Here is a 25,931-nt window from a genome sequence, read left to right on the forward strand (position 1 = left end):
TATGGTCGGCAGTCAGACTGCGAGTGCTAAGATCCGTAGTCGAAAGGGAAACAGCCCAGACCACCAGCTAAGGTCCCAAAATAATTGTTAAGTGGAAAAGGATGTGGGGTTGCACAGACAACTAGGATGTTAGCTTAGAAGCAGCTATTCATTCAAAGAGTGCGTAATAGCTCACTAGTCGAGTGACCCTGCGCCGAAAATGTACCGGGGCTAAAACAATTTACCGAAGCTGTGGATACCTTTATAGGTATGGTAGGAGAGCGTTCTATGTGTGATGAAGGTATACCGTGAGGAGTGCTGGAACGCATAGAAGTGAGAATGCCGGTATGAGTAGCGAAAGACAGGTGAGAATCCTGTCCACCGTAAGACTAAGGTTTCCAGGGGAAGGCTCGTCCGCCCTGGGTTAGTCGGGACCTAAGGAGAGACCGAAAGGTGTATCCGATGGACAACAGGTTGATATTCCTGTACTAGAGTATGTAGTGATGGAGGGACGCAGTAGGCTAACTAAAGCAGACGAATGGAAGTGTCTGTCTAAGCAGTGAGGTGTGATATGAGTCAAATGCTTATATCTGTAACATTGAGCTGTGATGGGGAGCGAAGTTTAGTAGCGAAGTTAGTGACGTCACACTGCCAAGAAAAGCTTCTAGCGTTTAAACATACTCTACCCGTACCGCAAACCGACACAGGTAGTCGAGGCGAGTAGCCTCAGGTGAGCGAGAGAACTCTCGTTAAGGAACTCGGCAAAATGACCCCGTAACTTCGGGAGAAGGGGTGCTGACTTTATGTCAGCCGCAGTGAATAGGCCCAAGCAACTGTTTATCAAAAACACAGCTCTCTGCTAAATCGTAAGATGATGTATAGGGGGTGACGCCTGCCCGGTGCTGGAAGGTTAAGAGGAGTGCTTAGGAGTAATCCGAAGGTATGAATTGAAGCCCCAGTAAACGGCGGCCGTAACTATAACGGTCCTAAGGTAGCGAAATTCCTTGTCGGGTAAGTTCCGACCCGCACGAAAGGCGTAATGATTTGGGCACTGTCTCAACGAGAGACTCGGTGAAATTTTAGTACCTGTGAAGATGCAGGTTACCCGCGACAGGACGGAAAGACCCCATGGAGCTTTACTGCAGTTTGATATTGAGTGTCTGTACCACATGTACAGGATAGGTAGGAGTCTACGAGATCGGGACGCCAGTTTCGAAGGAGACGATGTTGGGATACTACCCTTGTGTTATGGCCACTCTAACCCGGATAGGTTATCCCTATCGGAGACAGTGTCTGACGGGCAGTTTGACTGGGGCGGTCGCCTCCTAAAAGGTAACGGAGGCGCCCAAAGGTTCCCTCAGAATGGTTGGAAATCATTCGCAGAGTGTAAAGGTATAAGGGAGCTTGACTGCGAGAGCTACAACTCGAGCAGGGACGAAAGTCGGGCTTAGTGATCCGGTGGTTCCGTATGGAAGGGCCATCGCTCAACGGATAAAAGCTACCCTGGGGATAACAGGCTTATCTCCCCCAAGAGTTCACATCGACGGGGAGGTTTGGCACCTCGATGTCGGCTCGTCGCATCCTGGGGCTGTAGTCGGTCCCAAGGGTTGGGCTGTTCGCCCATTAAAGCGGCACGCGAGCTGGGTTCAGAACGTCGTGAGACAGTTCGGTCCCTATCCGTCGCGGGCGTAGGAAATTTGAGAGGATCTGCTCCTAGTACGAGAGGACCAGAGTGGACTTACCGCTGGTGTACCAGTTGTCTTGCCAAAGGCATCGCTGGGTAGCTATGTAGGGACGGGATAAACGCTGAAAGCATCTAAGTGTGAAACCTACCTCAAGATGAGATTTCCCATGATTTTATATCAGTAAGAGCCCTGAGAGATGATCAGGTAGATAGGTTAGAAGTGGAAGTGTGGCGACACATGTAGCGGACTAATACTAATAGCTCGAGGACTTATCCAAAGTAACTGAGGATACGAAGCGCGAGGTTTACTTGTGATTTGATAGATATTCAATTTTGAGTAGGTATTACTCAGAGTTAAGTGACGATAGCCTAGGAGATACACCTGTACCCATGCCGAACACAGCAGTTAAGCCCTAGAACGCCGGAAGTAGTTGGGGGTTGCCCCCTGTGAGATATGGAAGTCGCTTAGCTCTTTGGGAGTTTAGCTCAGCTGGGAGAGCATCTGCCTTACAAGCAGAGGGTCAGCGGTTCGATCCCGTTAACTCCCATAGGTCCCGTAGTGTAGCGGTTATCACGTCGCCCTGTCACGGCGAAGATCGCGGGTTCGATTCCCGTCGGGACCGTTTAAGATAACGGAAGTTATTTTAGACTCGTTAGCTCAGTTGGTAGAGCAATTGACTTTTAATCAATGGGTCACTGGTTCGAGCCCAGTACGGGTCATCTTTGCGGGTTTGGCGGAATTGGCAGACGCACCAGATTTAGGATCTGGCGCTTAACGGCGTGGGGGTTCAAGTCCCTTAACCCGCATAATAGAAATCAGCCGGCTTAGCTCAGTTGGTAGAGCATCTGATTTGTAATCAGAGGGTCGCGTGTTCAAGTCATGTAGCCGGCATTTTTTTATATAAGAGGTCGATGCGAACGTAGTTCAGTGGTAGAACACCACCTTGCCAAGGTGGGGGTCGCGGGTTCGAATCCCGTCGTTCGCTTAGAGAGGCCGGGGTGGCGGAACTGGCAGACGCACAGGACTTAAAATCCTGCGATTGGTAACGATCGTACCGGTTCGATTCCGGTCCTCGGCATATATTGATGGGCACCCTTAGCTCAACTGGATAGAGTACCTGACTACGAATCAGGCGGTTAGAGGTTCGACTCCTCTAGGGTGCATTTTTTCTATTTAACTCGGGAAGTAGCTCAGCTTGGTAGAGTACTTGGTTTGGGACCAAGGTGTCGCAGGTTCGAATCCTGTCTTCCCGATTGATGGCGGTGTAGCTCAGCTGGCTAGAGCGTCCGGTTCATACCCGGGAGGTCGGGGGTTCGATCCCCTTCGCCGCTATAATGATCTTGTTGGACCTTTAGCTCAGCTGGTTAGAGCTCTCGGCTCATAACCGAGTGGTCGTAGGTTCAAGTCCTACAAGGTCCATTGAAAAAATGGAGGATTACCCAAGTCCGGCTGAAGGGAACGGTCTTGAAAACCGTCAGGCGTGTAAAAGCGTGCGTGGGTTCGAATCCCACATCCTCCTTTCATATTAACGCGGGATGGAGCAGCTCGGTAGCTCGTCGGGCTCATAACCCGAAGGTCGTAGGTTCAAATCCTGCTCCCGCAATTTTGGCTCGGTAGCTCAGTTGGTAGAGCAATGGATTGAAGCTCCATGTGTCGGCGGTTCGATTCCGTCTCGCGCCATATTTAATCTTCTATGCGGGTGTAGTTTAGTGGTAAAACTACAGCCTTCCAAGCTGTTGTCGCGAGTTCGATTCTCGTCACCCGCTTTGAACTTTGTTCAAATACCAAGTTTTTAACTTGGGCGCGTAGCTCAGGTGGTTAGAGCGCACGCCTGATAAGCGTGAGGTCGGTGGTTCGAGTCCACTCGTGCCCATTAATAGGAGAATTACTCAAGAGGCTGAAGAGGACGGTTTGCTAAATCGTTAGGTCGGGTAACTGGCGCGGGGGTTCGAATCCCCCATTCTCCGTAATTTAAGAGTGATAACTCTTTTTTTGTTGCCTTTGTAAGATAAATTATCCCCTCTTAGTTTATAAGAGGGGGATTTTTAATTACCAACTTGTTAGGGAAACCTCTCCACTATTTAGCCAAATGTTTTTTTTGTCTTCTAGTTCGACTTGAAGTTGACCGGTGTTTGAGATGTCTTTTGCAATTCCCTTTTCATTTTGTCCATTTCGCTGGAAGGTGATTTCCTTTCCCAGTACGATTGATCTCTCTTTATAGAAATAGAATAGCTCGTCTGGATCCGTATTGTAGAAACAATTCCATATTTCGCTGATGAGCTCATTACGACTAATTGGTGCAGGTGGCATAAATAGGCTACCTGCTTTTTCTTTTAGTTCTTCTGGAAAGTCTTCTATAGAAAAATTTATACCAAGTCCGATAATGACATCTGTAACTAAGCCTGTCTCAACTGATGTCATTGCTTCGGTAAGAATACCTGCCATTTTTTTATTTTTAAAGTAGATGTCATTTACCCATTTGATATATACTTCTATCATAGTTAGATTTTTAATGGCTTTGTAGACTGCAGCAGCTACAAGGAGGGTATAGGAAGGGAGTTTTTCATAGGGAAGATTGGGTTGAATATGCAGGGACATATAGATCCCCCCCTGAGATGGAGAATAGTAGGGACGCTGAAAGCGGCCACGACCTGCTGTTTGACAGGTTGAAAGATAGAGTGTATTTCCTTTGTTTCCAGCTTCAATCCCTTCTTTTGCATCTGTTTGTGTTGATTTGGTCTCAGGTTTGTAGCGAATGGTTAAGTTGCTTTTCTCCTGAATCAAATCAGGCAATATCAGATCGCCTTGAATAAGCTTGTATCCTCTATTTTTGATACTGTCAATTTCTAGCCCTTCTTGTTGGAGGCGTTGGATTGCTTTCCATATGGATGTCCGACTTAGATTCAGTTCTTCGCCAATTTTTTCTCCGCTGACATAGTCGTTTTCTCTGGTTAGTATTTGGTAGACTAGTTGGTGTGATTTCATAGATTTTTCCTTTTTAACTGTCGTTCATATAGTAGTTATTTTCAACTTTATTATATTCTACCATAGCTTTTCCTTTTTTAGAAGTTTCCTTCTTTTTCTCTAGCAACTACTGGACTGGAATGTCTTTGAATATAACAGAGTATACTTTGATACTTCCGTAAAAGTTTTTTCTTTTTGATAGCGTGTTCATTGTTCCCAAATGACGGAAAAAATGGTAGAATATAAAGATAGTTTAGCATTTATCTTCTGGAGAAATCCAGAACAGAAAGGATCCGTTTTGAAATCAATTGGATTACTGGATAAGATAAGAGGGCTTTCAAAAAAAGATTTCTTTTTGTATTTGATGATCATGAGTATCTTTTTACCTTTTTATTTGTTCTTAGCACTCTTTGCTTTATATTTGATAGGTTTACTTGTTACTGGGGAGATGAAGGGAATTATCAAAGGATTAGCCAAACATCCTGTACTTCTCTTTTTTATTGCCTACAGTAGTATCATTTCCATCGTCGCCAAGAACTGGCTTGGTCTAGCAGCATCTTTCCTGATGCTCCTATTTCTTATTTTCTTTAGTTTTTACCAGAAGCGTCTGACGCATGCTTTCTTTCGACTGATACTCCAGACGGTTTTGTTTGGTAGTGTTGTCTCTGCCGCTTTTGCTACTTTGGAGCATTTCCAAATTGTAAAGAAATTTAACTATGCCTTTCTTTCACCAAATATGCAAGTATGGCACCAAAACCGTGCAGAGGTGACCTTCTTCAATCCTAACTACTATGGGATTATCTGTTGCTTCTGTATCATGATAGCTTTTTACCTCTTTACGACGACAAAGCTAAGATGGTTAAAAATTTTTTGTGTGATAGCAGGTTTTGTAAATCTTTTTGGTTTAAATTTCACGCAAAATCGAACAGCCTTCCCTGCTATTATAGCGGGTGCCATCATTTATCTCTTTACAACCATTAAAAACTGGCGCGCCTTCTGGCTCAGTATTGGAGTTTTTGGGATTGGCCTTTGTTTCCTCTTCTCAAGCGATTTGGGTGTCCGTATGGGAACGCTAGATTCTTCAATGGAGGAGCGAGTTTCGATATGGAATGCGGGTATGGCTTTGTTTAAACAAAATCCGATTTGGGGTGAAGGTCCATTGACCTATATGAATTCTTATCCTAGAATCCATGCTCCTTATCACGAACACGCGCATAGTCTTTACATCGATACTATTTTAAGTTATGGATTGATTGGAACCATTCTCCTATCCATTTCTTCGGTTATCCCAGTTCACATGATGATGGATATGAGTCAGGAGTCTGGTAAACGACCAATTATCGGTCTTTATCTCTCCTTCCTGACAGTAGTCGCTGTACATGGGATTTTTGACTTGGCTCTCTTCTGGGTACAGTCAGGATTCATCTTCTTGTTGGTTATGTGCAGTCTACCACTGGAACATCGAACCTTGGTGTCCGAAATGACAGATTAAGTTACTCAAGAACGGAGATCTTCTACTCTAGGTAGGAGGTCTTTTTTGTTGACAAAAATTATTTCTAAGTCGAAATAGTTGACAGATAGAACAACAGGTGTTACAATAAAAACAATTCGATATAGAAATAAATTGGAGAAGTCATGAAAGATAGTCATTTGGTAGCCCATCATATTCGTTTGTTGAATGGGCGGATTTTTCAAAAGTTACTGAGTCAAGATCCTGAGGCTCTTTATCGGAGTGAACAGGGTAAGATTCTCACGGTGTTATGGAAGAGTGAAACGGGTTGCGCTACGGCGACAGATATTGCACTTGCGACAGGATTGACCAATAATACGCTGACAAGCATGATTAAGAAACTTGAGGAGCAAAATCTGGTCATCATTAGCCCATGTGGAATAGATAAGCGAAAGAAATATGTCAAGTTGACAGAGCAAGGTTGGTCCCAGAAAGAAGTTGGCCGTCGTGTCAGTAAAAAATTTGATGCTATTTTTTATAAAGGTTTCTCTGAGGAAGAAATTCGCCAGTTTGAAGTCTTTCAAGAAAGAATTTTGGCTAATCTGAAAGAGAAGGGAAATGAGGTTTAGAATGGGGTAAATTAGTTATTAAAAGTTTGGTAACTTGACAAACCGAGGAAAATTATAAATTGAGGACAAAGAATGATTGAATATAAAAATGTAGCGCTAGGCTACACAGAAAAAGATGTTTTGAGAGATGTCAATTTACGGATTGAGAATGGGGAGTTCATGGTTTTAGTTGGACCTTCTGGGTCCGGTAAGACGACCATGATCAAGATGATTAACCGTCTCTTGGAACCAACTGATGGAAATATTTATATGGATGGCAAGCGCATCAAAGACTATGATGAGCGTGAACTTCGTCTTTCTACTGGTTATGTTTTACAGGCCATTGCTCTGTTTCCTAATCTAACGGTTGCGGAAAATATTGCTCTCATTCCTGAGATGAAGGGGTGGACTAAGGAAGAGATTGCTCAGAAAACAGAAGAGCTTTTAGCTAAGGTTGGTTTACCAGTAGCTGAGTATGGGCATCGACTTCCAAGTGAACTATCTGGTGGAGAACAGCAACGGGTTGGTATTGTCCGTGCTATGATTGGTCAGCCTAAGATTCTCCTCATGGATGAGCCCTTTTCAGCCTTGGATGCTATTTCGAGAAAACAGTTGCAGGTTTTGACGAAAGAATTGCATAAAGAGTTTGGGATGACAACGATTTTTGTGACCCATGATACGGATGAAGCTTTGAAATTGGCGGACCGTATTGCTGTTTTGCAGGATGGAGAGATTCGCCAGGTGGCGAATCCTGAGACGATTTTAAAAGCGCCTGCAACAGACTTTGTAGCAGACTTGTTTGGAGGTAGTGTTCATGACTAATTTGATATCAACTTTTCAGGATCGTTTTGGTGATTGGGTAACAGCTCTATCTCAACATTTGCAGTTGTCACTTTTGACCCTGTTACTGGCTATTTTGCTTGCAGTCCCCTTAGCGGTATTTCTTCGTTATCATGAAAAGATGGCGGATTGGATCTTGCAGATTGCAGGGATTTTCCAGACCATCCCGTCTCTGGCTTTATTGGGGCTCTTCATCCCCTTGATGGGAATTGGGACCTTGCCTGCTTTGACAGCTCTAGTGATTTATGCTATTTTTCCGATTTTGCAAAATACCATCACTGGGCTAAAGGGAATTGATCCGAGTCTGCAAGAGGCTGGGATTGCCTTTGGGATGACCAGATGGGAGCGTCTCAAGAAGTTTGAAATTCCACTTGCTATGCCTGTTATTATGTCTGGGATTCGGACGGCAGCGGTCTTGATCATCGGTACGGCGACCTTGGCTGCCTTGATTGGTGCAGGGGGACTGGGTTCCTTTATCCTTTTGGGAATTGACCGCAATAATACTAGTCTGATTTTGATTGGAGCCCTTTCTTCTGCAGTGCTGGCCATTGCCTTTAACTTCCTACTAAAAGTGATGGAAAAAGAAAAATTGCGGACGATTTTCTCTGGTTTTGCCTTGGTGACCATATTACTCGGTCTGTCTTATAGTCCAGCTCTTTTGACTCAAAAAGAGAAAGAAAACTTGGTTATTGCTGGGAAATTGGGGCCTGAACCAGAAATCTTGGCAAATATGTATAAACTCTTGATTGAAGAAAATACTAGTATGACTGCGACTGTTAAACCGAATTTTGGGAAAACAAGCTTCCTCTATGAAGCTCTGAAAAAAGGGGATATTGATATCTATCCTGAATTTACTGGTACGGTGACTGAAAGTTTACTTCAGCCATCACCGAAAGTGGGTCATGAGCCAGAGCAGGTTTATCAGGTAGCGCGTGATGGTATTGCCAAACAGGATCATCTAGCTTATCTCAAACCAATGTCTTATCAAAATACCTATGCTGTAGCTGTTCCGAAAAAGATTGCTCAAGAATATGGCTTGAAGACCATTTCGGACTTGAAAAAAGTGGAAGGGCAGTTGAAGGCAGGCTTTACACTTGAGTTTAATGACCGTGAAGATGGAAATAAAGGCTTGCAGTCAATGTATGGTCTCAATCTCAATGTGGCGACCATGGAGCCAGCCCTTCGCTATCAGGCAATTCAGTCAGGTGATATTCAAATCACGGATGCCTATTCGACCGATGCAGAGTTGGCGCGTTATGATTTGCAGGTCTTGGAGGATGACAAACAACTCTTCCCACCTTATCAAGGGGCTCCACTAATGAAAGAAGCTCTTCTCAAGAAACATCCTGAGTTGGAGACGGTTCTCAATAAATTGGCTGGTAAAATTACTGAAAGCCAGATGAGCCAGCTCAACTACCAAGTCGGTGTTGAAGGCAAACCAGCAGAACAAGTAGCCAAGGAGTTTCTACAAGAACAAGGTTTGTTGAAGAAATAAAAGGAAAGTCAGTGGTAGCCACTAGCACCCTTCTTTAGCAGACAAAATCCCATCTCGTCTATAATTCGAAATGGGATTTTTAATGTTAGAGTAAGATAAAGAGGAGCGTAATTAAAATTGCTAGTGCTACCCTCACAATATGATGCGATATGTTGTGAGAGCCTTTTTGGCGACCATTCCAGTAAGCGCCGTAGCAGATGATGCTAGAGCCCACTATCCATAAGATGACAGTTGCCAGCGGGACAAAGAAAAAGATAGCAAGAGCTAGTGAGGTGAGACAGCTTCCCACCAAGATACACATATTTCCTCGACAGTAGTTTTTTTCTTTTATGGCTGCGAAAGCAGCTGCGAGATGGAGAAGTGAAAAACCGAGAGCTAGTACAATCGTTAGTATTCCTAGAATCATCGAAGTTAACATAGTTGGTTCCTTTCTGAGTTACAGGCTTAGTTATCAAGTGGAGTTGTAGAAGTCATCTCAATCACATCTAAGTAAAATCTCACTACTTGGTCTTCTGTATAAGATTTTCCTTTTTTTAGCCACCAGGTCAGTGTTTCGATAAAATTAGTTACTACAAAATGTTTGAGGTAGGAAGCCGGAATGTTTGGATAGGCCTCTTGCAAATCCTCCGCTACCATGGGGTAAACATGGTGTTCGAGTTCCTTGTGTAGTTGGCGGAGAAAGTAGTCGTTTTTTGAAAAAAGAAGACTAGTGACATGGTCCTGGTTTTTTTGAAAATGTAAAAAGATATGTGCGAGGTAGTCTTCTGTAGTCAAGTGTTCTTCCCTTTCAAAGAGATGATGAAAGAGGTAGCGACAGAGTTCATCTAAAAGCAGTTCCTTGCTCTCGTAGTGACAGTAAAAAGTCGAGCGACCAACATCTGCCAAGTCAATGATATCTTGGACAGTAGTAGCATCATAGCCCTTGTTGTTCAAAAGTTGTAAAAAAGCTTGATAGATGGCTTTTTTAGTCTTGCTGACTCGACGGTCTCTTTTTGGCATATAGACACTTGAGACAAACTGTTCAGAACTGAACAAGACTGACAGTTTGCTTCTATCCTTTCTTTGGATTTTATTAGATAATACAAATGAAAGAAGTATATATACCTATTATACCAAAGGAGGGAGAGAAATGAGTTCTAAAACATCTATCTGGCTAGCCTTTTTCTTGAATCTATCATTTTCTGTTGTCGAATTTATTTTTGGGGGCATCTTCAATTCAAGTGCTGTATTAGCAGATGCGGTTCATGATTTGGGCGATGCTCTTGCCATAGGTTTATCAGCTTGTTTGGAAACTATTTCCAATCGTCAGGAAGACAAACGTTATACTCTTGGTTATAAACGCTTCAGTCTGCTAGGCGCCATGCTGACTGCCTTGATCCTTTTGACAGGATCTGTCATGATGCTCTTGGAGAATATTCCTCGCCTCCTATCGCCACAGCCTGTCAACTACCAAGGGATGCTGTGGTTGGGAGTTATTGCGATTCTTATCAATCTCTTGGCTAGTCTGATTGTTCGTAAGGGGCGGACCAAGAACGAAGCTATCCTGACCTTGCATTTTTTAGAGGATATTCTTGGTTGGCTAGCGGTCATTCTGGTTGCTTGTGTTTTGTATGTCACTGACTGGTACTTTCTTGATCCGCTTTTATCGCTCTTGATTTCTTGCTTTATTCTCTGGAAAGCCATTCCTCGCTTTTGGTCTACCCTTAAGATTTTCTTAGATGCTGTGCCTGAAGGTATCGAGACTGCTAAGCTAGAGAAAGAGTTAGTAAGGCTAACTAATGTTAAAAGTGTTAATCAACTCAGTATTTGGTCCATGGACGGTCTAGAAAATGACGCCATTGTTCACCTTTGTATCGAGAACTGGGAGCAGATGATGGAAACTAAAGAAGCAGTTCGTCAATTTTTAGAAGAAAGAGGCGTGCAGAATATCACTATCGAAGTGGATGCTAGTCAAAGCAACCATGCGCAACATAAGCGGAGGGTAACAGCCTTAGAGCAGAACCATGGGCATCATCATTAGAAAAGACGACCTCAATAAGAGATCGTTTTGATATCCTATTCATTCCGTGTACTTTCTCTCAGAGTCAGTCTAGTTCCCAACATAGTCAGACTAGGAATTTTCCGACCGTGGAGAACCTCCTTATTAAGAATATCCATACCTGCTCGGCCCATTTCTTCGGTATAGACGGTAATGCTAGAAAGAGGAGGATAGACCTGCTTGGTCAGGCTAGTATCGTTAAAAGAAATGAGATTTACACGGTCTGGCAAGCTAATTCCAGCTTCTTGAAGGGCACGGAGGGCACCGATGGCTAAACTATCGCTGGATGCGAAAAAGGCTGGTGGGAGTTGTTCTCCTAGCTTGTGAATGGCCTCCTTCATCAAGTCATAGCCAGACTGGGCAGTAAAGTTACCTTGAAAGACCAGTTTGTCATTGTAGATACCTTTTGATAGAGAGTAGTTTTTAAAATGTTCAAGACGTTTATCCTGAATGATTTCTTCTTGGTCGGTTGTTTCTTCAAGGCCGGTGAGAATTCCGATACGGTCAAGCCCTTGGCTGAGGAAGTGATCGACAACTTGTTTTACAGCAGTGTAAAAGTCAGTGATAATACAGGTATGGCCTAGTGAGAGGGTATCGCTGTCTATAAAGACTAAAGGTTTTTGGTATTCTTCAAAGGCAGAAATCTGAGCTCGGCTGAACTTTCCAATACAGAGTATCCCGATTACTTCCTCGCTCAGTGTAAAAGGATGGTCGTTAAAATAGCGCAAGATATCATAGTCCAACTCTTGGGCTCTTTTTTCAATACCGAGACGAATCTGGTAGTAGTAGAGGTCGTCTAGTTCCCCCTGCTCGCTGACCCATTGGATAATGGCAATTTTCTGCTTGGGCTTGTGGGATTCGCCTGTCTTGAGGTGCTTGGTATAGCCCAGCTCTTCAGCGACAGTTAAAATACGGTGTCTGGTTTCTTCTGTGACAGATAGGCTCTGGTCGCGATTGAGGACACGAGATACGGTCGCGATAGATACAGAGGCTAGCTGTGCAATGTCTTTTAAGGTAGCCATAAATCCTCCTCCTTTTAGGTTAGTATATCATATTTTTCTTCTTTTTACTGATTGTTTAGTAAAACTTTAGTAAAAAGGATTGACCTTGGAAAAAGCCTTGGATACAATAGAAGAAAACGATTACACGTTAAGACGACTTAACGAACAGTAAAAGGAGAATTCATATGACACAACATCTTACTGCTGAAGCCCTTCGCAAAGACTTTCTTGCCGTTTTTGGTCAAGAAGCAGACCAAACTTTCTTTTCACCAGGCCGTATCAATTTGATTGGTGAACACACGGATTACAATGGTGGACATGTTTTCCCAGCAGCTATTTCCTTGGGAACTTATGGGGCGGCTCGCAAACGTGACGACCAAGTTTTGCGTTTCTACTCAGCCAACTTTGAGGACAAGGGTATTATCGAAGTTCCTCTTGCTGACCTCAAGTTTGAAAAAGAGCACAACTGGACTAACTATCCAAAAGGTGTCCTTCATTTCTTGCAAGAAGCAGGCCATGTCATTGACAAAGGTTTTGATTTCTATGTCTTTGGGAATATCCCAAATGGTTCTGGCTTGTCTTCATCAGCATCCTTGGAACTCTTGACAGGAGTCGTGGCAGAGTATCTCTTTGATTTAAAACTAGACCGTTTGGATTTGGTCAAAATTGGAAAACAAACAGAAAACAACTTTATCGGAGTCAACTCAGGCATCATGGACCAATTTGCTATTGGTATGGGAGCAGACCAACGTGCTATTTACCTAGATACCAATACGTTAGAATACGACTTGGTGCCACTTGATTTGAAAGACAATGTTGTTGTCATCATGAACACTAACAAACGCCGTGAACTGGCGGAGTCTAAATACAATGAACGCCGTGCTGAGTGTGAAAAAGCTGTGGAAGAATTGCAAGCTGCCTTAGATATTCAAACCTTGGGTGAATTGGACGAGTGGGCATTTGATCAATACAGCTACCTGATTAAAGACGAAAATCGTTTAAAACGTGCTCGTCATGCTGTTCTTGAAAACCAACGTACTCTTAAAGCTCAAACAGCTCTTCAAGCAGGTGATTTGGAAACATTTGGTCGCTTGATGAATGCGTCACACGTTTCCCTAGAGCATGACTATGAAGTGACTGGATTGGAATTGGATACTCTTGTTCACACAGCTTGGGCACAAGAAGGAGTTCTCGGTGCTCGTATGACAGGGGCAGGTTTTGGCGGATGTGCCATTGCCTTGGTGCAAAAAGATGCTGTTGATGCCTTTAAGGAAGCTGTAGGCAAGCACTATGAGGAAATCGTTGGATACGCTCCAAGCTTCTATATCGCTGAAGTTGCAGGTGGCACTCGCGTCCTTGACTAGTTAAAAGGAGGCTCTATAGTGACCTTAGTAGATAAATTTGTAACACACGTCATTTCTGAAAGTTCATTTGAGGAAATGGATCGCATCTACCTGACTAATCGTGTCTTGGCACTAGTGGGCGATGGTGTTTTGGAAATTGAGACGGATTTGGATAAAGTGATTGATCTCAAGGACCAGCTGGTCGAGGAAGCCGTTCGATTAGAGACGATTGAGGATAGTCAGACTGCGCGTGAAATCCTTGGTTCTGAATTGATGGACTTGGTGACCCCTTGTCCAAGTCAGGTCAATCGTGACTTTTGGACAACCTATGCCCACTCTCCTGAGCAAGCGATAGCGGACTTCTACCAACTTAGCCAAAAAAATGACTACATCAAACTCAAGGCCATTGCTAAAAATATTGCCTATCGTGTGCCGTCTGATTACGGAGAACTGGAGATCACGATTAATCTCTCTAAGCCTGAAAAGGATCCTAAGGAGATTGCGGCAGCCAAGTTGGTGCAAGCTAGCAATTATCCTCAGTGTCAACTCTGTCTAGAGAATGAGGGCTACCATGGTCGAGTTAACCATCCAGCCCGTAGCAACCACCGGATTATCCGTTTTGAAATGGCGGGTCAGGAATGGGGATTCCAGTATTCGCCCTATGCTTACTTTAATGAGCACTGTATTTTCTTAGATGGTCAGCATCGACCTATGGTCATTAGTCGTCATAGCTTTGAGCGTCTGCTGGCGATCGTAGAGCAGTTTCCAGGCTATTTTGCAGGGTCTAATGCAGACCTACCGATAGTGGGGGGGTCTATTCTAACCCATGATCACTATCAGGGAGGACGGCATGTTTTTCCTATGGAATTGGCTCCCTTGCAAAAGGCCTTCCGATTTGCTGGATTTGAGCAGGTCAAGGCTGGGATTGTCAAGTGGCCAATGTCAGTGCTCCGTTTGAACTCGGATTCTAAAGAGGATTTGATCAACTTGGCGGACAAGATTTTGCAGGAATGGCGTCAGTATTCAGATCCTGAAGTGCAGATTTTAGCAGAAACAGATGGGACAACGCACCACACTATCACACCGATTGCGCGTAAGCGAGATGGACAGTTTGAGTTGGATTTGGTCTTGCGGGACAATCAGACATCCCCAGAGCATCCTGATGGCATCTATCATCCCCACAAGGATGTCCAACATATCAAGAAGGAAAATATCGGCTTGATTGAGGTCATGGGCTTGGCTATTCTTCCACCTCGTTTGAAGGCAGAAGTGGAGCAAGTTGCCAGCTACCTCGTGGGAGAAGGGGTTACAGTTGCCGAATATCATCAGGAATGGGCAGACCAGCTCAAAGCCCAACATCTGGACCTAGCAGATAAAGAAAAAGCCCTTGAAATCGTTAAGAACTCTGTGGGTGCTATCTTTGCTCGTGTACTTGAGGATGCAGGAGTCTACAAGCAAACGGAACAGGGACAAGCAGCCTTTATGCGCTTTGTAGAACAAGTCGGAATTTTACCAGACTAGTGAATAATTCTTGCCTAGTCTTGTAAAAAGTAGTAGTATGATATAGTGTTTAAAATTTAGGAGGAAAATATGAAAGATTTTCATTTTGACGCTATATCAGCTTTTGAAAATTATGAAATTAAAGAGATGAAAGATGGCCACGTTGAGGTGACGACCAAAGTAGTGGACTCGTCGCTCAACTACTATGGCAATGCCCATGGTGGCTATCTCTTTACCCTCTGTGATCAGATTAGTGGATTGGTACTCATCTCGCTAGGACTAGACGTAGTGACGCTCCAATCCTCCATCAACTACCTCAAGGCAGGGAAACGCGATGATGTGTTGACCATAAAAGGAGAATGTGTCCATCAAGGCCGTACAACCTGTGTGGTGGATGTTGCTATCACCAATCAGGAAGGTAGAAATGTCTGCAAAGCAACCTTTACCATGTTTGTCACAGGCCAGCGTTCAGATGAGAGACAGGTGAGGATATAGAAAAAAAGAGGTCTACACCTCTTTTTTATTTCTTTTTCCGATTTAATACGGCATTGAGTACAATGGCGAGTAGGCTGGCTACGACGATTCCATTTGAAAAGAACATTTGGAAGGCTGTTGGCATGCTGACAAAGAGATTACTGTTATTTAGACCTACACCAGCGGCGATTGATACAGCTGCGATAAGGAAGTTGTGTTCATTGTTAGCAAAGTCAACGCGGGCTAGGATTTGCATCCCTTGAAGGGAAACAAAACCAAACATCACCAGCATAGCACCACCAAGGACAGGACTTGGAATGATTTGGGCAAGGGCACCAAACTTAGGTAGGAGTCCAAGGAGGACTAGGAAACCAGCTGCATAATAGATTGGCAGGCGAGTCTTGATACCTGACAATTTAACCAAACCAACGTTTTGTGAAAATCCTGTATAAGGGAAGGTGTTAAAAATTCCTCCGAGAAGTACGGCTAAACCTTCTGCACGGTAACCGTTGCGAAGGCGCGTGCTGTCGATTGGGTCATTGGTGATATCAGACAAGGCTAGGTAAACACCAGTCGATTCAACCATAGACACCGTTGCGATGATACACATCATGACAATAGATGAGATTTCAAAGGTTGGCATTCCAAAGTAGAGTGGAGTTGGGACATGGACAAGCGGTGCTGCTGCAACAGGGGAGAAATCAACCAAGCCCATGGCAGCAGCAATGGCAGTTCCAACAACCAGACCAATCAAAATAGAGATAGACTTGATAAATCCTTTGGTAAAGATGTTGATCAAGAGGATGATTAGAACAGTGATGGCTGCAAGCAAGAGACTTTGACCAGTTGGCTCTGGAACGTTATTTCCCATATTTCCAATAGCGACAGGAATCAAGGTTAAACCAATCGTGGTAATGACAGAGCCTGTTACGATAGAAGGGAAAAGATTAGCTACTTTTGAGAAGATGCCTGAAATCAGAACTACATAAATCCCTGAAACGATAAGAGCACCAAACATAGCACCGCTACCGTGGCTTTGCCCAATCATAATCAAGGGAGCGACTGACTGGAAGGCCACTCCGAGAACGACTGGTAGTCCAATCCCAAAGTATTTGTTGAGTTGGAGTTGGAGGAAGGTTGCCACACCACACATGAAGATATCTGTAGAAATCAGATAGGTCAACTGCTCAGCTGAATAGCCAAGAGCTGTCGCAATCATGATAGGAACTAGGATAGATCCTGAGTACATAGCTAGTAAGTGCTGAAGTCCTAGAACCGCGGCTTGCGAGTGTTTTTCTTGAGTTTGCATTAGAGATCTGCCTCCTTAAATACGACTTGACCGTTTTCAAAACGTTCCAAACGAGCCAGTGATAGAACTGGGTAGCCTGCTTTTTCAAGTAAATCACGACCATCTTGGAAGGATTTTTCGATAACAATACCGATGGCTTCGACTTTAGCTCCGGCCTGTTCGATGATGTGGATCAAGCCTTTGGCAGCTTGTCCATTTGCTAGGAAATCATCGATAATCAAGACCTTGTCCTCAGGTGAGAGGAATTTTCCAGCGATGGAAACGGTGCTGGTCACCTGCTTGGTAAAGGAGTAAACCTCAGCAGTTAAGATGCCTTCGTTCATGGTGATATTTTTAGCTTTCTTTGCGAAAATCATGGGAACGTCTAAGGCTTCAGCTGTAAAAACAGCTGGGGCGATCCCTGAAGCTTCAATCGTTACAACCTTGGTAATGCCAGCAGATGCGAATTTTTCCGCAAAAACCTTACCAATCTCCCGCATCAAACGATAGTCAACTTGGTGGGTTAAAAAGGAATCTACCTTGAGGATGTTGTCACCCAAGATATGCCCATCCTGAAGGATGCGCTCTTCTAATAATTTCATAAGACCTCCTAAAGTCTAAACTCTTTTGTGTTTTTCTATCGCCTTTATCATCTCAAAAAGGGCTAGAAAAAAGGACCTACTTAACAGATAAGCAAGCCCTCAAAATAGGTATGTCTAAAAACATACCCTCAACAGACTTACTCATTGTTAGGTGTTCCGGCACCTTGTAGAAACGTCGTGCCAATTCACGACATAAACAAGTAAAATGGTACTATTATCAAACACAATAGCGTTAATGTCATTATTTTACACTAAATAGCTTTAGAAATCAAATATTTTGTTAGTATTTTAATGAAAAAAACGAACAAAAAAGAAACCTACAACGAAATACAGTATTGTAGGGTTCTATTATTCTATTCACTAAATCTTAAAAAATAGCCATCTGGATCCAAGACTGCAAATTCGTGAGGATAGATATAGTGATCCCCAACACGAAATGTTCTCTTGGTCAAAGGACGATAAATAGGGTAGTCAGCTTCCAGCAGTTTTTGGTGGAGCTGAGGGACATTCTCGATGCCAAAAGAAATATTGACACCGCGCCCGAAAGGATAGGTTAGTTGGGCTAATTCTTCTGTGCTGCCTTCTTCTAGCATAAGTTGGCAGTCTTCAAGCGAGAGGAAGAGAAATTTCTCCTCTGGACGCTCGTATTCGACAGAAAATCCCAGCAAGTCGCAGTAGAAGTGGCGTGACTTTTCGAGGTCAGATACTACAAATTCGGGAATGACAGCTTGATAGTCCATTAGCTTTCTCCTTAGAGCTCAATTTCCAATACAATCGGCGTATGGTCTTGACGCGCACCCGAGTCAATCATGTCAGACTTGGTCACCTTGTCAGCCATGCGGTTGCTAGTGAGCCAGTAGTCGATTCTCCAGCCTGTATTGTTGATTTTAGAAGTCTTGCTGCGTTGCGCCCACCAAGTATAGCGCTCTGGGACATCGCCATGAATGTGGCGGAAGGTGTCAGTAAATCCAGTTGCTAAGAGGTTGGTAAACCCAGCACGTTCCTCGTCTGTAAAACCAGGTGAGCGGCGGTTGCTGGCAGGATTTGCAAGGTCGATTTCCTTGTGAGCTACGTTGTAGTCTCCAGTCGCAAGGACTGGTTTTTCTTTGTCTAGTTGCGCCAAATACTCAGCATATTTGACATCCCAGAGTTGGCGTTCTTCCAAGCGTTTGAGCCCGTCGCCAGCGTTTGGAGTGTAAACTTGGGTCACGAAAAATGTATCAAATTCCAAGGTGATGATACGGCCTTCTAAGTCCATGGTAGAAGGAGCCCCGATTTCTGGGAAGCTAATCGTTGGTGTGAGTTCTTTCTTATAAAGGAACATGGTTCCAGCGTAGCCTTTGCGGGCAGGCTCTTGAGAGGAACGCCAAGTGTTTTCATAACCTGGGAAGAGTTCTTCTAAAATATCCAAGTGTTTTTTTGTAGGCCCTTTTGCAGAAAGCTTGGTTTCCTGAATAGCGATAATATCAGCATTTTCGGCTACCAAGGTTTGTAGGACTTCTTGGGACAATTTTGCACGAGCTGAGTCGCTCGTTAGGGCTGCATTGAGGGAATCAATATTCCATGAGATGAGTTTCATAAAGTTACCTTTTTCATTCAGATTACAGACTATATTATACCAAAAAAAGGCGCATTTCCCCAACGTATGGTTTGAAAAATCACCCTCTTTCGTTTATAATTAAGAATGATTTTATGAAAGGGAGTGAAAACACATGAAATTCTATTCTTATGACTATGTCCTCAGCCAAATTGGTCAGCAAAATGGCATCATGCTTGGTTTAGGGATTGTCCTATTAGCTGTGACAGGATTTTTAGCTTTCAAGGCTTATCATGATAAAAAGGGGACCAAATTTCGTGAGTTGGTCATGATTTCAGCCTTAACCTTATTAGCTCTCCTTTTGGTCAGCATCACGACTTATCAAAACAATCAAGTTTCTAACAATAAATTTCAAGCTTCACTTCATTTCATCGAGCTTGTTTCCAAAGATTTGGGAGTTGACAAGTCGGAAGTTTATGTCAATACTTCTGCAGACACGGATGGAGCACTCCTCAAGGTGGGAGATCGCTATTATCGTGCCCTAAACGGAAGTGAGCCAGACAAGTATCTCTTAGAGAAAGTCGAATTGTATAAAACAGATGCAATTGAACTGGTGGAGGTGAACAAATGACACTCAATTATATCGAAATTTTAATCAAACTAGCCTTGGGACTCTTTTCTCTGGTTTTCGTGATTAATGTGACAGGAAAGGGCAACCTAGCGCCTAACTCAGCAATAGACCAAATTCAGAACTATGTACTTGGGGGGATTATCGGCGGGGTGATTTACAATAGCGCCATCAGTATCCTTCAGTATGCAGTTATCCTGATTATGTGGACCATTCTGGTCTTGACTCTCAAATGGCTCAACAATAATGTTTACTTTGTGAAACGTTTGATTGATGGGAAGCCAACCCTGCTCATCAAAAATGGGAAGATTGATCCAGAAGCCTGCCGTTCGGTTGGTTTATCAGCAGCGGATGTAGCTCTTAAGCTTCGTAGCCAGGGAATTTTCCAAATGAAACAAGTCAAACGCGCTGTGCAGGAGCAAAATGGCCAACTCATCGTAGTCCAAATGGGAGATGAAAATCCCAAGTATCCTGTTGTCACAGATGGCGTCGTCCAAGTAGAAATTTTGGAGTCCATTGGTCGGAGCGAAGAATGGCTGCTTGATAACCTCAGCAAACAAGGATATGACAATGTGGCCAATATCTTTATCGCTGAGTATGACAAGGGTGTCGTCTCAGTCGTAACCTATGAATAAGAAAAACCTGAGGTCCTTGCCTCAGGTTTCCATTTGCAATCAGAAAGGGAGTTTATGTCCATTATTCAAAAACTCTGGTGGTTTTTCAAATTAGAAAAGCGCCGTTATCTAGTCGGAATTGTGGCCCTGGTCTTGGTTTCCGTCCTTAATCTTATTCCCCCCATGGTTATGGGGCGGGTGATTGACGCCATCACTGGGGGACAATTAAGCCAGCAGAACCTGCTTTTGAACCTCCTTTATCTGCTTCTTGCAGCTTTGGGTATGTACTATCTACGCTATGTTTGGCGCATGTATATCCTTGGCACCTCCTACCGTCTGGGGCAGATTATGCGATCTCGCTTGTTTGAGCATTTCACAAAAATGTCGCCAGCCTTTTATCAGACCTATCGGACGGGGGATCTGATGGCACATGCCACCAATGATATCAACGCCTTAACCCGTTTAGCAGGTGGTGGTGTTATGTCTGCGGTGGATGCTTCCATCACGGCACTGGTGACTTTGCTGACCATGCTTTTTAGCATCTCATGGCAGATGACCTTGGTTGCCATTCTGCCCCTGCCTTTCATGGCTTATGCGACCAGTCGTCTAGGGAGAAAGACCCACAAGGCTTTTGGCGAATCACAGGCTGCTTTCTCTGAACTCAATAACAAGGTGCAGGAGTCTGTATCAGGTATTAAAGTGACCAAGTCTTTCGGTTATCAGGCGGATGAGCTTGAGTCCTTTCAAGCAGTCAATGAATTGACCTTCCAAAAGAATCTCCAAACCATGAAATACGATAGTCTCTTTGACCCCATGGTTCTCTTGTTTGTTGGCTCGTCCTATGTCTTAACTCTTTTGGTCGGCTCTTTGATGGTTCAGAAAGGGCAAATCACCGTTGGGAATCTGGTTACCTTTATCAGCTACTTAGATATGTTGGTTTGGCCTCTTATGGCCATTGGCTTTCTCTTTAATATTACTCAGCGAGGGAAGGTTTCTTACCAACGGATTGAGGATCTTTTGTCTCAGGAATCACCTGTAAAAGACCCTGAGTTTCCTTTAGATGGTATTGAAAATGGGCGCTTGGAGTATGCCATTGACAGCTTTGCCTTTGAAAATGAGGAGACACTGACGGATATTCACTTTAGTTTAGAAAAAGGGCAAACTCTGGGCTTGGTTGGACAGACAGGCTCTGGGAAAACGTCCTTGATTAAGCTCCTCTTGCGTGAATACGATGTGGATAAGGGAGCTATTTATCTAAACGGTCACGATATTCGGGACTATCGTCTGACAGACCTTCGTGGTCTCATGGGCTATGTCCCTCAGGACCAGTTCCTCTTTGCGACCTCTATCTTAGACAATATCCGCTTCGGCAATCCTAATTTGCCCCTTTCAGCGGTCGAGGAAGCGACAAAGCTAGCTCAAGTTTACCAAGATATTGTAGACATGCCTCAGGGATTTGATACGCTGATAGGTGAAAAAGGAGTCAGTCTCTCAGGTGGTCAAAAGCAACGTCTGGCAATGAGTCGGGCTATGATTTTAGACCCTGATATTTTGATTTTAGATGATTCCTTGTCCGCCGTGGATGCCAAGACGGAGTATGCAATCATCGACAATCTCAAGGAGACGCGGAAGGATAAGACAACCATTATCACAGCCCATCGCCTCAGTGCAGTTGTACATGCAGATCTGATTTTGGTTCTGCAAAATGGCCAAATCATAGAACGCGGTACACACGAAGACCTGCTAGCTCTAGATGGCTGGTATGCCCAAACCTACCAGTCTCAGCAGTTGGAAATGAAAGGAGAAGAAGATGCAGAATAAGAAAGAACAATGGGCTGTATTGAAGCGCTTGATGTCCTATCTCAAGCCCTATGGCCTCCTGACCTTTTTGGCACTCAGTTTTCTCCTTGCGACTACGGTCATTAAAAGTGTCATTCCCCTTGTGGCTTCCCACTTTATTGACCAGTACCTCAGCAATCTTAATCAACTGGCCGTGACCGTTTTGCTGGCCTACTATGGCCTCTATATCCTACAAACTCTGGTCCAGTATGTCGGAAATCTTCTCTTTGCGCGGGTGTCCTACAGTATTGTCAGAGATATTCGTCGCGATGCCTTTGCCAATATGGAGAAACTCGGCATGTCTTATTTTGACAAGACGCCAGCAGGCTCCATCGTTTCTCGTTTGACCAATGATACCGAGACCATCAGTGATATGTTTTCAGGGATTTTATCCAGCTTTATTTCAGCAGTTTTCATCTTTCTGACAACTCTGTATACCATGTTGGTGCTGGATTTTCGTTTGACAGCTTTAGTCTTGCTCTTTCTACCCTTGATTTTTCTGTTGGTCAATCTCTACCGGAAAAAGTCAGTGAAAATCATCGAGAAAACCAGAAGTCTCTTGTCAGATATCAATAGTAAGCTGGCAGAGAATATCGAGGGAATCAGGATTATCCAGGCCTTTAATCAAGAGAAGCGCCTGCAGGCAGAATTTGATGAAATCAACCAAGAACACTTGGTCTATGCCAACCGTTCTGTGGCCTTGGATGCCCTCTTTTTGAGACCTGCCATGAGTTTGCTGAAACTGCTAGGCTACGCCGTTTTGATGGCTTACTTTGGTTACCGTGGTTTTTCTATCGGGATAACGGCCGGAACTATGTATGCCTTTATCCAGTACATCAACCGTCTCTTTGATCCCTTAATTGAGGTGACGCAAAACTTTTCAACCCTTCAAACATCCATGGTATCTGCAGGCCGTGTCTTTGCCTTGATTGATGAGAGGACCTATGAGCCTCTTCAAAAAGATGGGCAAGCTAAAGTCAAAGAAGGCAATATCCGTTTTGAACATGTGTGTTTCTCATATGACGGGAAACATCCGATCCTGGATGACATTTCCTTTTCAGTTAACAAGGGTGAAACCATTGCCTTTGTAGGACATACAGGTTCTGGGAAATCTTCCATTATCAATGTCCTCATGCGTTTTTATGAATTTCAGTCAGGCCGCGTTCTTTTGGATGATGTGAATATTAGAGACTACAGTCAGGAAGAGCTGAGAAAAAACATCGGTTTGGTCTTGCAGGATCCCTTCCTCTATCACGGGACTATCAAGTCCAATATCGCCATGTACCAAGATCTTAGTGATGAAGAGGTACAGGCTGCGGCTGCCTTTGTCGATGCAGATTCCTTTATTCAGGACCTTCCACAGGGTTATGATGCACCTGTGTCTGAGCGTGGCTCGAGTTTTTCTACTGGCCAGCGCCAGCTTCTTGCCTTTGCCAGAACTGTCGCCAGTCAGCCTAAAGTCCTGATTTTGGATGAAGCGACAGCCAATATTGACTCTGAAACAGAAAGTTTGGTTCAAGATTCCCTAGCCAAGATGAGACAGGGGCGGACAACTATTGCTATTGCTCATCGCCTTTCGACCATCCAGGACGCCAACTGCATCTACGTCTTGGACAAGGGGCGTATCATCGAGAGTGGAACCCATGAGGAACTCTTGGCTTTGGGAGGAACCTATCACAAGATGTATAGCTTGCAGGCAGGGGCTCTTACCTAAAGAAGAATTCCTTTAAATTACAGATTTCTTGCACCGCCTTTTCCATTTTGTGGTATAATGAAAAATGTTGACAAATAGTATAATAAAAACAAAGGAGAAACAGCATGCTGAAATGGGAAGACTTGCCCGTGGAGATGCAATCAAGCGAGGTTGAGTCTTACTACCAGCTCGTCTCTAAAAGGAAGGGTTCGCTGATTTTCAAGCGTTTCCTGGATTGGGTTCTGGCCTTGTTTTTGCTAGTTTTGACTTCTCCCATCTTTCTTATCTTGAGCATTTGGATCAAGTTGGATAGCAAGGGACCTGTCATTTACAAGCAAGAGCGCGTGACCCAGTACAACCGTCCGTTCAAGATTTGGAAGTTCCGTACTATGGTGACGGATGCGGATAAAAAAGGAAGTCTGGTGACTTCAGCTAACGACAGTCGCATTACCAAAGTGGGAAATTTCATTCGTCGTGTGCGCTTGGATGAACTGCCTCAGCTGGTCAATGTCCTTAAAGGCGAAATGTCTTTTGTCGGCACGCGACCTGAAGTGCCACGTTACACCGAGCAGTATAGCTCTGAAATGATGGCGACCTTGCTCTTGCCAGCAGGAATCACCTCTCCAGCCAGCATCAACTACAAGGATGAGGATACTATCATCAGTCAAATGACGGAGAAAGGTCTGTCAGTTGACCAAGCCTATGTAGAGCATGTCCTTCCTGAAAAGATGCGCTATAACCTCGCCTATCTCCGAGAGTTTAGTTTCCTTGGAGACATCAAAATCATGTTTCAAACCGTGTTTGAAGTGCTAAAATAAAGTAGTCATGAGAAAATGAGTACAGATAAAAGGAGCAAATCAATGCCAAATTACAATATTCCATTTTCACCACCCGATATTACCGAAGCTGAAATTGCTGAAGTAGCGGATACCCTTCGTTCTGGTTGGATCACAACAGGTCCTAAGACAAAAGAACTGGAGCGTCGCTTGTCCCAATACACACAGACGCCTAAGACTGTCTGCCTCAACTCTGCGACTGCGGCTCTTGAGTTGATTTTACGTGTTTTGGAAGTGGGACCAGGTGATGAAGTCATCGTTCCAGCTATGACTTATACAGCTTCATGCAGTGTCATCACACACGTAGGAGCGACACCTGTCATGGTGGATATCCAAGAAGATACTTTTGAAATGGACTATGACTTGCTAGAGCAAGCCATTACTGAAAAGACTAAGGTGATTATTCCGGTTGAGCTTGCAGGGATTGTTTGCGACTATGACCGTTTGTTCCAAGTCGTGGAGAAAAAACGGGATCTCTTTACAGCTGCTAGCAAGTGGCAAAAGGCCTTTAACCGTATCGTGATTGTCTCTGATAGTGCTCATGCTTTGGGATCTACTTACAAAGGACAACCAGCTGGATCTATCGCTGACTTTACTTCCTTCTCATTCCATGCCGTTAAGAACTTTACAACTGCTGAGGGAGGAAGTGCGACTTGGAAAGCCAATCCAGCGATTGACGACGAAGAGATGTACAAGGAGTTCCAAATCCTTTCCCTTCACGGTCAAACAAAGGATGCTCTTGCCAAGATGCAATTGGGTTCATGGGAATACGATATCGTCACACCAGCCTACAAGTGCAATATGACCGATATCATGGCTTCGATTGGTTTGGTACAATTGGATCGTTACCCAGCTTTGCTACAACGTCGCAAGGACATCGTGGACCGCTATGATCGTGGTTTTGCAGGTACTCGTATTCACCCACTGGCACACAAGACTGATACTGTCGAATCTTCACGCCACCTCTACATCACCCATGTAGAAGGAGCAAGTTTAGAAGAACGCAACCTTATCATCCAAGAATTGGCCAAAGCAGGAATTGCAAGTAATGTACACTATAAACCGCTTCCTCTCTTGACAGCCTATAAGAATCTTGGTTTCGATATGGCAGATTATCCAAGAGCCTATGCCTTCTTTGAAAATGAAATTACGCTTCCTCTTCATACAAAATTAAGCGATGAGGAAGTTGATTACATCGTTCAGACTTTGGTAAGAATTTCTGAAGAAATCCTCGGTTCTGGAAAAAAATAATAAAAAATCTTGACAAAAAGCGGACAATAGCATATAATATTCTCAACAAATCAGAAAAGTAACTATTTTTGATCTTCAGGGAGCCTGTGGTGATTGTGAACAGGTGGTTGGAAGTAGTGAAAGTGGGCTGATTTTAAAAATGAATTTGAAACAATGAAAATTCGGTGCGCACACCTTACAGTGCAACTTGTTGTTAGACAAGGCAGAGATGTAAAGGGGAATAGTCCCTTTATAATTGAGGTGGCACCGCGTTACCAACGCCCTCA

General features: G+C 44.0%; 22 protein-coding genes, 17 tRNA genes, 2 rRNA genes, 1 riboswitch and 1 other annotated feature (2 of these 43 only partly in view). Of the genes, 33 read left to right on the forward strand and 8 right to left on the reverse strand.

Annotation, left to right across the window (positions count from 1 at the left end):
* The 19 genes from SNAG_RS02210 to SNAG_RS02300 form a co-directional block, all read left to right on the forward strand.
* A 23S ribosomal RNA gene (locus tag SNAG_RS02210) occupies nt 1-1,941 on the forward strand (it extends 962 nt beyond the left edge of the window).
* Between the two features lie 76 nt (nt 1,942-2,017).
* Nucleotides 2,018-2,133 (forward strand): 5S ribosomal RNA (gene rrf / locus SNAG_RS02215).
* Nucleotides 2,134-2,138: 5 nt separating this feature from the next.
* Nucleotides 2,139-2,211 (forward strand) — tRNA-Val (locus SNAG_RS02220).
* 2 nt (nt 2,212-2,213) lie between these two features.
* Nucleotides 2,214-2,286 (forward strand) — tRNA-Asp (locus tag SNAG_RS02225).
* Between the two features lie 24 nt (nt 2,287-2,310).
* Nucleotides 2,311-2,383: transfer RNA gene (locus tag SNAG_RS02230), tRNA-Lys, on the forward strand.
* A gap of 5 nt (nt 2,384-2,388) precedes the next feature.
* A tRNA-Leu gene (locus SNAG_RS02235) sits at nt 2,389-2,470 on the forward strand.
* A gap of 12 nt (nt 2,471-2,482) precedes the next feature.
* A tRNA-Thr gene (locus tag SNAG_RS02240) sits at nt 2,483-2,555 on the forward strand.
* Nucleotides 2,556-2,577: 22 nt separating this feature from the next.
* Nucleotides 2,578-2,649: transfer RNA gene (locus SNAG_RS02245), tRNA-Gly, on the forward strand.
* 7 nt (nt 2,650-2,656) lie between these two features.
* Nucleotides 2,657-2,742: transfer RNA gene (locus SNAG_RS02250), tRNA-Leu, on the forward strand.
* 11 nt (nt 2,743-2,753) lie between these two features.
* Nucleotides 2,754-2,827 (forward strand) — tRNA-Arg (locus tag SNAG_RS02255).
* 16 nt (nt 2,828-2,843) lie between these two features.
* Nucleotides 2,844-2,917, forward strand: a tRNA-Pro gene (locus tag SNAG_RS02260).
* A 5-nt stretch (nt 2,918-2,922) separates the two neighbouring features.
* Nucleotides 2,923-2,996: transfer RNA gene (locus tag SNAG_RS02265), tRNA-Met, on the forward strand.
* Nucleotides 2,997-3,009: 13 nt separating this feature from the next.
* A tRNA-Ile gene (locus SNAG_RS02270) sits at nt 3,010-3,083 on the forward strand.
* A gap of 10 nt (nt 3,084-3,093) precedes the next feature.
* Nucleotides 3,094-3,183: transfer RNA gene (locus SNAG_RS02275), tRNA-Ser, on the forward strand.
* Between the two features lie 10 nt (nt 3,184-3,193).
* Nucleotides 3,194-3,267: transfer RNA gene (locus SNAG_RS02280), tRNA-Met, on the forward strand.
* Nucleotides 3,268-3,271: 4 nt separating this feature from the next.
* Nucleotides 3,272-3,344, forward strand: a tRNA-Phe gene (locus SNAG_RS02285).
* Nucleotides 3,345-3,359: 15 nt separating this feature from the next.
* A tRNA-Gly gene (locus SNAG_RS02290) sits at nt 3,360-3,430 on the forward strand.
* A gap of 33 nt (nt 3,431-3,463) precedes the next feature.
* A tRNA-Ile gene (locus tag SNAG_RS02295) sits at nt 3,464-3,537 on the forward strand.
* 6 nt (nt 3,538-3,543) lie between these two features.
* Nucleotides 3,544-3,631 (forward strand) — tRNA-Ser (locus SNAG_RS02300).
* A gap of 82 nt (nt 3,632-3,713) precedes the next feature.
* On the opposite strand, the gene birA is transcribed toward SNAG_RS02300, so the two are convergent.
* Complete coding sequence (gene birA / locus SNAG_RS02305; RefSeq protein ID WP_096406150.1) at nt 3,714-4,649, reverse strand: bifunctional biotin--[acetyl-CoA-carboxylase] ligase/biotin operon repressor BirA; 936 nt, start codon at nt 4,647-4,649, stop codon at nt 3,714-3,716.
* 277 nt (nt 4,650-4,926) lie between these two features.
* Here birA and SNAG_RS02310 point away from each other — a divergent pair, with 277 nt between their 5' ends.
* The 4 genes from SNAG_RS02310 to SNAG_RS02325 all read left to right on the forward strand — a co-directional run bounded on the left by SNAG_RS02310 (nt 4,927) and on the right by SNAG_RS02325 (nt 9,021).
* On the forward strand, nt 4,927-6,120 hold the full coding sequence (locus SNAG_RS02310) for an O-antigen ligase family protein (RefSeq protein WP_096408808.1): 1,194 nt from the start codon (nt 4,927-4,929) through the stop codon (nt 6,118-6,120).
* 143 nt (nt 6,121-6,263) lie between these two features.
* Nucleotides 6,264-6,707: a MarR family winged helix-turn-helix transcriptional regulator gene (locus tag SNAG_RS02315; protein WP_096406153.1), complete on the forward strand. Its 444-nt coding sequence runs from the start codon at nt 6,264-6,266 to the stop codon at nt 6,705-6,707.
* A gap of 72 nt (nt 6,708-6,779) precedes the next feature.
* A complete protein-coding gene (locus SNAG_RS02320) occupies nt 6,780-7,508 on the forward strand; it encodes an ATP-binding cassette domain-containing protein (RefSeq protein ID WP_096406155.1) in 729 nt (242 codons plus the stop codon).
* Complete coding sequence (locus SNAG_RS02325) at nt 7,501-9,021, forward strand: ABC transporter permease/substrate-binding protein (protein ID WP_096406158.1); 1,521 nt, start codon at nt 7,501-7,503, stop codon at nt 9,019-9,021. Before SNAG_RS02320 ends, SNAG_RS02325 begins: the two co-directional genes overlap by 8 nt.
* 85 nt (nt 9,022-9,106) lie before the next feature.
* Here the strand turns inward: SNAG_RS02325 and SNAG_RS02330 are convergent, their stop codons facing one another.
* Together SNAG_RS02330 and SNAG_RS02335 are read right to left on the reverse strand one after the other, a co-directional pair.
* Nucleotides 9,107-9,439, reverse strand: a complete 333-nt coding sequence (locus SNAG_RS02330; RefSeq protein WP_096406161.1) for a glucuronide permease — start codon at nt 9,437-9,439, stop codon at nt 9,107-9,109.
* A 26-nt stretch (nt 9,440-9,465) separates the two neighbouring features.
* Nucleotides 9,466-10,020 carry a TetR/AcrR family transcriptional regulator gene (locus SNAG_RS02335; protein ID WP_096408811.1) on the reverse strand — a complete coding sequence of 185 codons (555 nt, stop codon included), beginning with the start codon at nt 10,018-10,020 and terminating at the stop codon, nt 9,466-9,468.
* A gap of 130 nt (nt 10,021-10,150) precedes the next feature.
* On the opposite strand from SNAG_RS02335, the gene SNAG_RS02340 reads away from it, so the two are divergent.
* Nucleotides 10,151-11,041, forward strand: a complete 891-nt coding sequence (locus SNAG_RS02340) for a cation diffusion facilitator family transporter (RefSeq protein WP_096406163.1) — start codon at nt 10,151-10,153, stop codon at nt 11,039-11,041.
* 35 nt (nt 11,042-11,076) lie between these two features.
* Here SNAG_RS02340 and galR read toward each other — a convergent pair whose 3' ends face one another.
* Entirely contained in the window at nt 11,077-12,081 is a 1,005-nt protein-coding gene (gene galR / locus SNAG_RS02345; RefSeq protein WP_096406166.1) for a DNA-binding transcriptional regulator GalR, read from the reverse strand.
* Between the two features lie 164 nt (nt 12,082-12,245).
* On the opposite strand from galR, the gene SNAG_RS02350 reads away from it, so the two are divergent.
* The 3 genes from SNAG_RS02350 to SNAG_RS02360 all read left to right on the forward strand — a co-directional run bounded on the left by SNAG_RS02350 (nt 12,246) and on the right by SNAG_RS02360 (nt 15,398).
* Nucleotides 12,246-13,424, forward strand: coding sequence for a galactokinase (locus SNAG_RS02350; RefSeq protein WP_096406169.1), 1,179 nt, complete (start codon nt 12,246-12,248; stop codon nt 13,422-13,424).
* A gap of 18 nt (nt 13,425-13,442) precedes the next feature.
* Nucleotides 13,443-14,924, forward strand: coding sequence for a UDP-glucose--hexose-1-phosphate uridylyltransferase (locus SNAG_RS02355; protein WP_096406171.1), 1,482 nt, complete (start codon nt 13,443-13,445; stop codon nt 14,922-14,924).
* 69 nt (nt 14,925-14,993) lie between these two features.
* Nucleotides 14,994-15,398 carry a PaaI family thioesterase gene (locus tag SNAG_RS02360; RefSeq protein WP_096406174.1) on the forward strand — a complete coding sequence of 135 codons (405 nt, stop codon included), beginning with the start codon at nt 14,994-14,996 and terminating at the stop codon, nt 15,396-15,398.
* A 25-nt stretch (nt 15,399-15,423) separates the two neighbouring features.
* Here the strand turns inward: SNAG_RS02360 and SNAG_RS02365 are convergent, their stop codons facing one another.
* The 4 genes from SNAG_RS02365 to SNAG_RS02380 all read right to left on the reverse strand — a co-directional run bounded on the left by SNAG_RS02365 (nt 15,424) and on the right by SNAG_RS02380 (nt 18,846).
* Nucleotides 15,424-16,686: a nucleobase:cation symporter-2 family protein gene (locus tag SNAG_RS02365; protein ID WP_096406177.1), complete on the reverse strand. Its 1,263-nt coding sequence runs from the start codon at nt 16,684-16,686 to the stop codon at nt 15,424-15,426.
* Nucleotides 16,686-17,267 (reverse strand): xanthine phosphoribosyltransferase, encoded by a 582-nt coding sequence (locus tag SNAG_RS02370; protein ID WP_000770432.1) that lies wholly within the window; start codon nt 17,265-17,267, stop codon nt 16,686-16,688. Before SNAG_RS02370 ends, SNAG_RS02365 begins: the two co-directional genes overlap by 1 nt.
* 124 nt (nt 17,268-17,391) lie before the next feature.
* Nucleotides 17,392-17,487: riboswitch (purine riboswitch) on the reverse strand.
* Nucleotides 17,488-17,620: 133 nt separating this feature from the next.
* Nucleotides 17,621-18,007: a bleomycin resistance protein gene (locus SNAG_RS02375; RefSeq protein ID WP_096406179.1), complete on the reverse strand. Its 387-nt coding sequence runs from the start codon at nt 18,005-18,007 to the stop codon at nt 17,621-17,623.
* An 11-nt stretch (nt 18,008-18,018) separates the two neighbouring features.
* Nucleotides 18,019-18,846 carry an exodeoxyribonuclease III gene (locus SNAG_RS02380; RefSeq protein ID WP_096406182.1) on the reverse strand — a complete coding sequence of 276 codons (828 nt, stop codon included), beginning with the start codon at nt 18,844-18,846 and terminating at the stop codon, nt 18,019-18,021.
* A 133-nt stretch (nt 18,847-18,979) separates the two neighbouring features.
* Here SNAG_RS02380 and SNAG_RS02385 point away from each other — a divergent pair, with 133 nt between their 5' ends.
* From SNAG_RS02385 to SNAG_RS02410, 6 genes are all read left to right on the forward strand, one after another.
* Nucleotides 18,980-19,435 carry a DUF3290 family protein gene (locus SNAG_RS02385; RefSeq protein WP_096406184.1) on the forward strand — a complete coding sequence of 152 codons (456 nt, stop codon included), beginning with the start codon at nt 18,980-18,982 and terminating at the stop codon, nt 19,433-19,435.
* Nucleotides 19,432-20,067: a DUF421 domain-containing protein gene (locus SNAG_RS02390; protein ID WP_096406186.1), complete on the forward strand. Its 636-nt coding sequence runs from the start codon at nt 19,432-19,434 to the stop codon at nt 20,065-20,067. Before SNAG_RS02385 ends, SNAG_RS02390 begins: the two co-directional genes overlap by 4 nt.
* A gap of 54 nt (nt 20,068-20,121) precedes the next feature.
* Entirely contained in the window at nt 20,122-21,867 is a 1,746-nt protein-coding gene (locus SNAG_RS02395) for an ABC transporter ATP-binding protein (protein ID WP_096406189.1), read from the forward strand.
* On the forward strand, nt 21,857-23,599 hold the full coding sequence (locus SNAG_RS02400; RefSeq protein ID WP_096406192.1) for an ABC transporter ATP-binding protein: 1,743 nt from the start codon (nt 21,857-21,859) through the stop codon (nt 23,597-23,599). The genes SNAG_RS02395 and SNAG_RS02400 overlap by 11 nt, the downstream gene beginning before the upstream one ends.
* A 104-nt stretch (nt 23,600-23,703) precedes the next feature.
* Complete coding sequence (locus tag SNAG_RS02405) at nt 23,704-24,396, forward strand: sugar transferase (protein ID WP_096406194.1); 693 nt, start codon at nt 23,704-23,706, stop codon at nt 24,394-24,396.
* A gap of 42 nt (nt 24,397-24,438) precedes the next feature.
* The gene (locus SNAG_RS02410; RefSeq protein ID WP_172842378.1) at nt 24,439-25,665 is read left to right on the forward strand and encodes a DegT/DnrJ/EryC1/StrS family aminotransferase; all 1,227 of its coding nucleotides are present in this window, start codon (nt 24,439-24,441) and stop codon (nt 25,663-25,665) included.
* A 42-nt stretch (nt 25,666-25,707) separates the two neighbouring features.
* Nucleotides 25,708-25,931 (forward strand) — a binding site (T-box leader) (it continues 2 nt past the right edge of the window).

Source organism: Streptococcus sp. NPS 308 (assembly GCF_002355895.1).
GTDB lineage: Bacteria > Bacillota > Bacilli > Lactobacillales > Streptococcaceae > Streptococcus.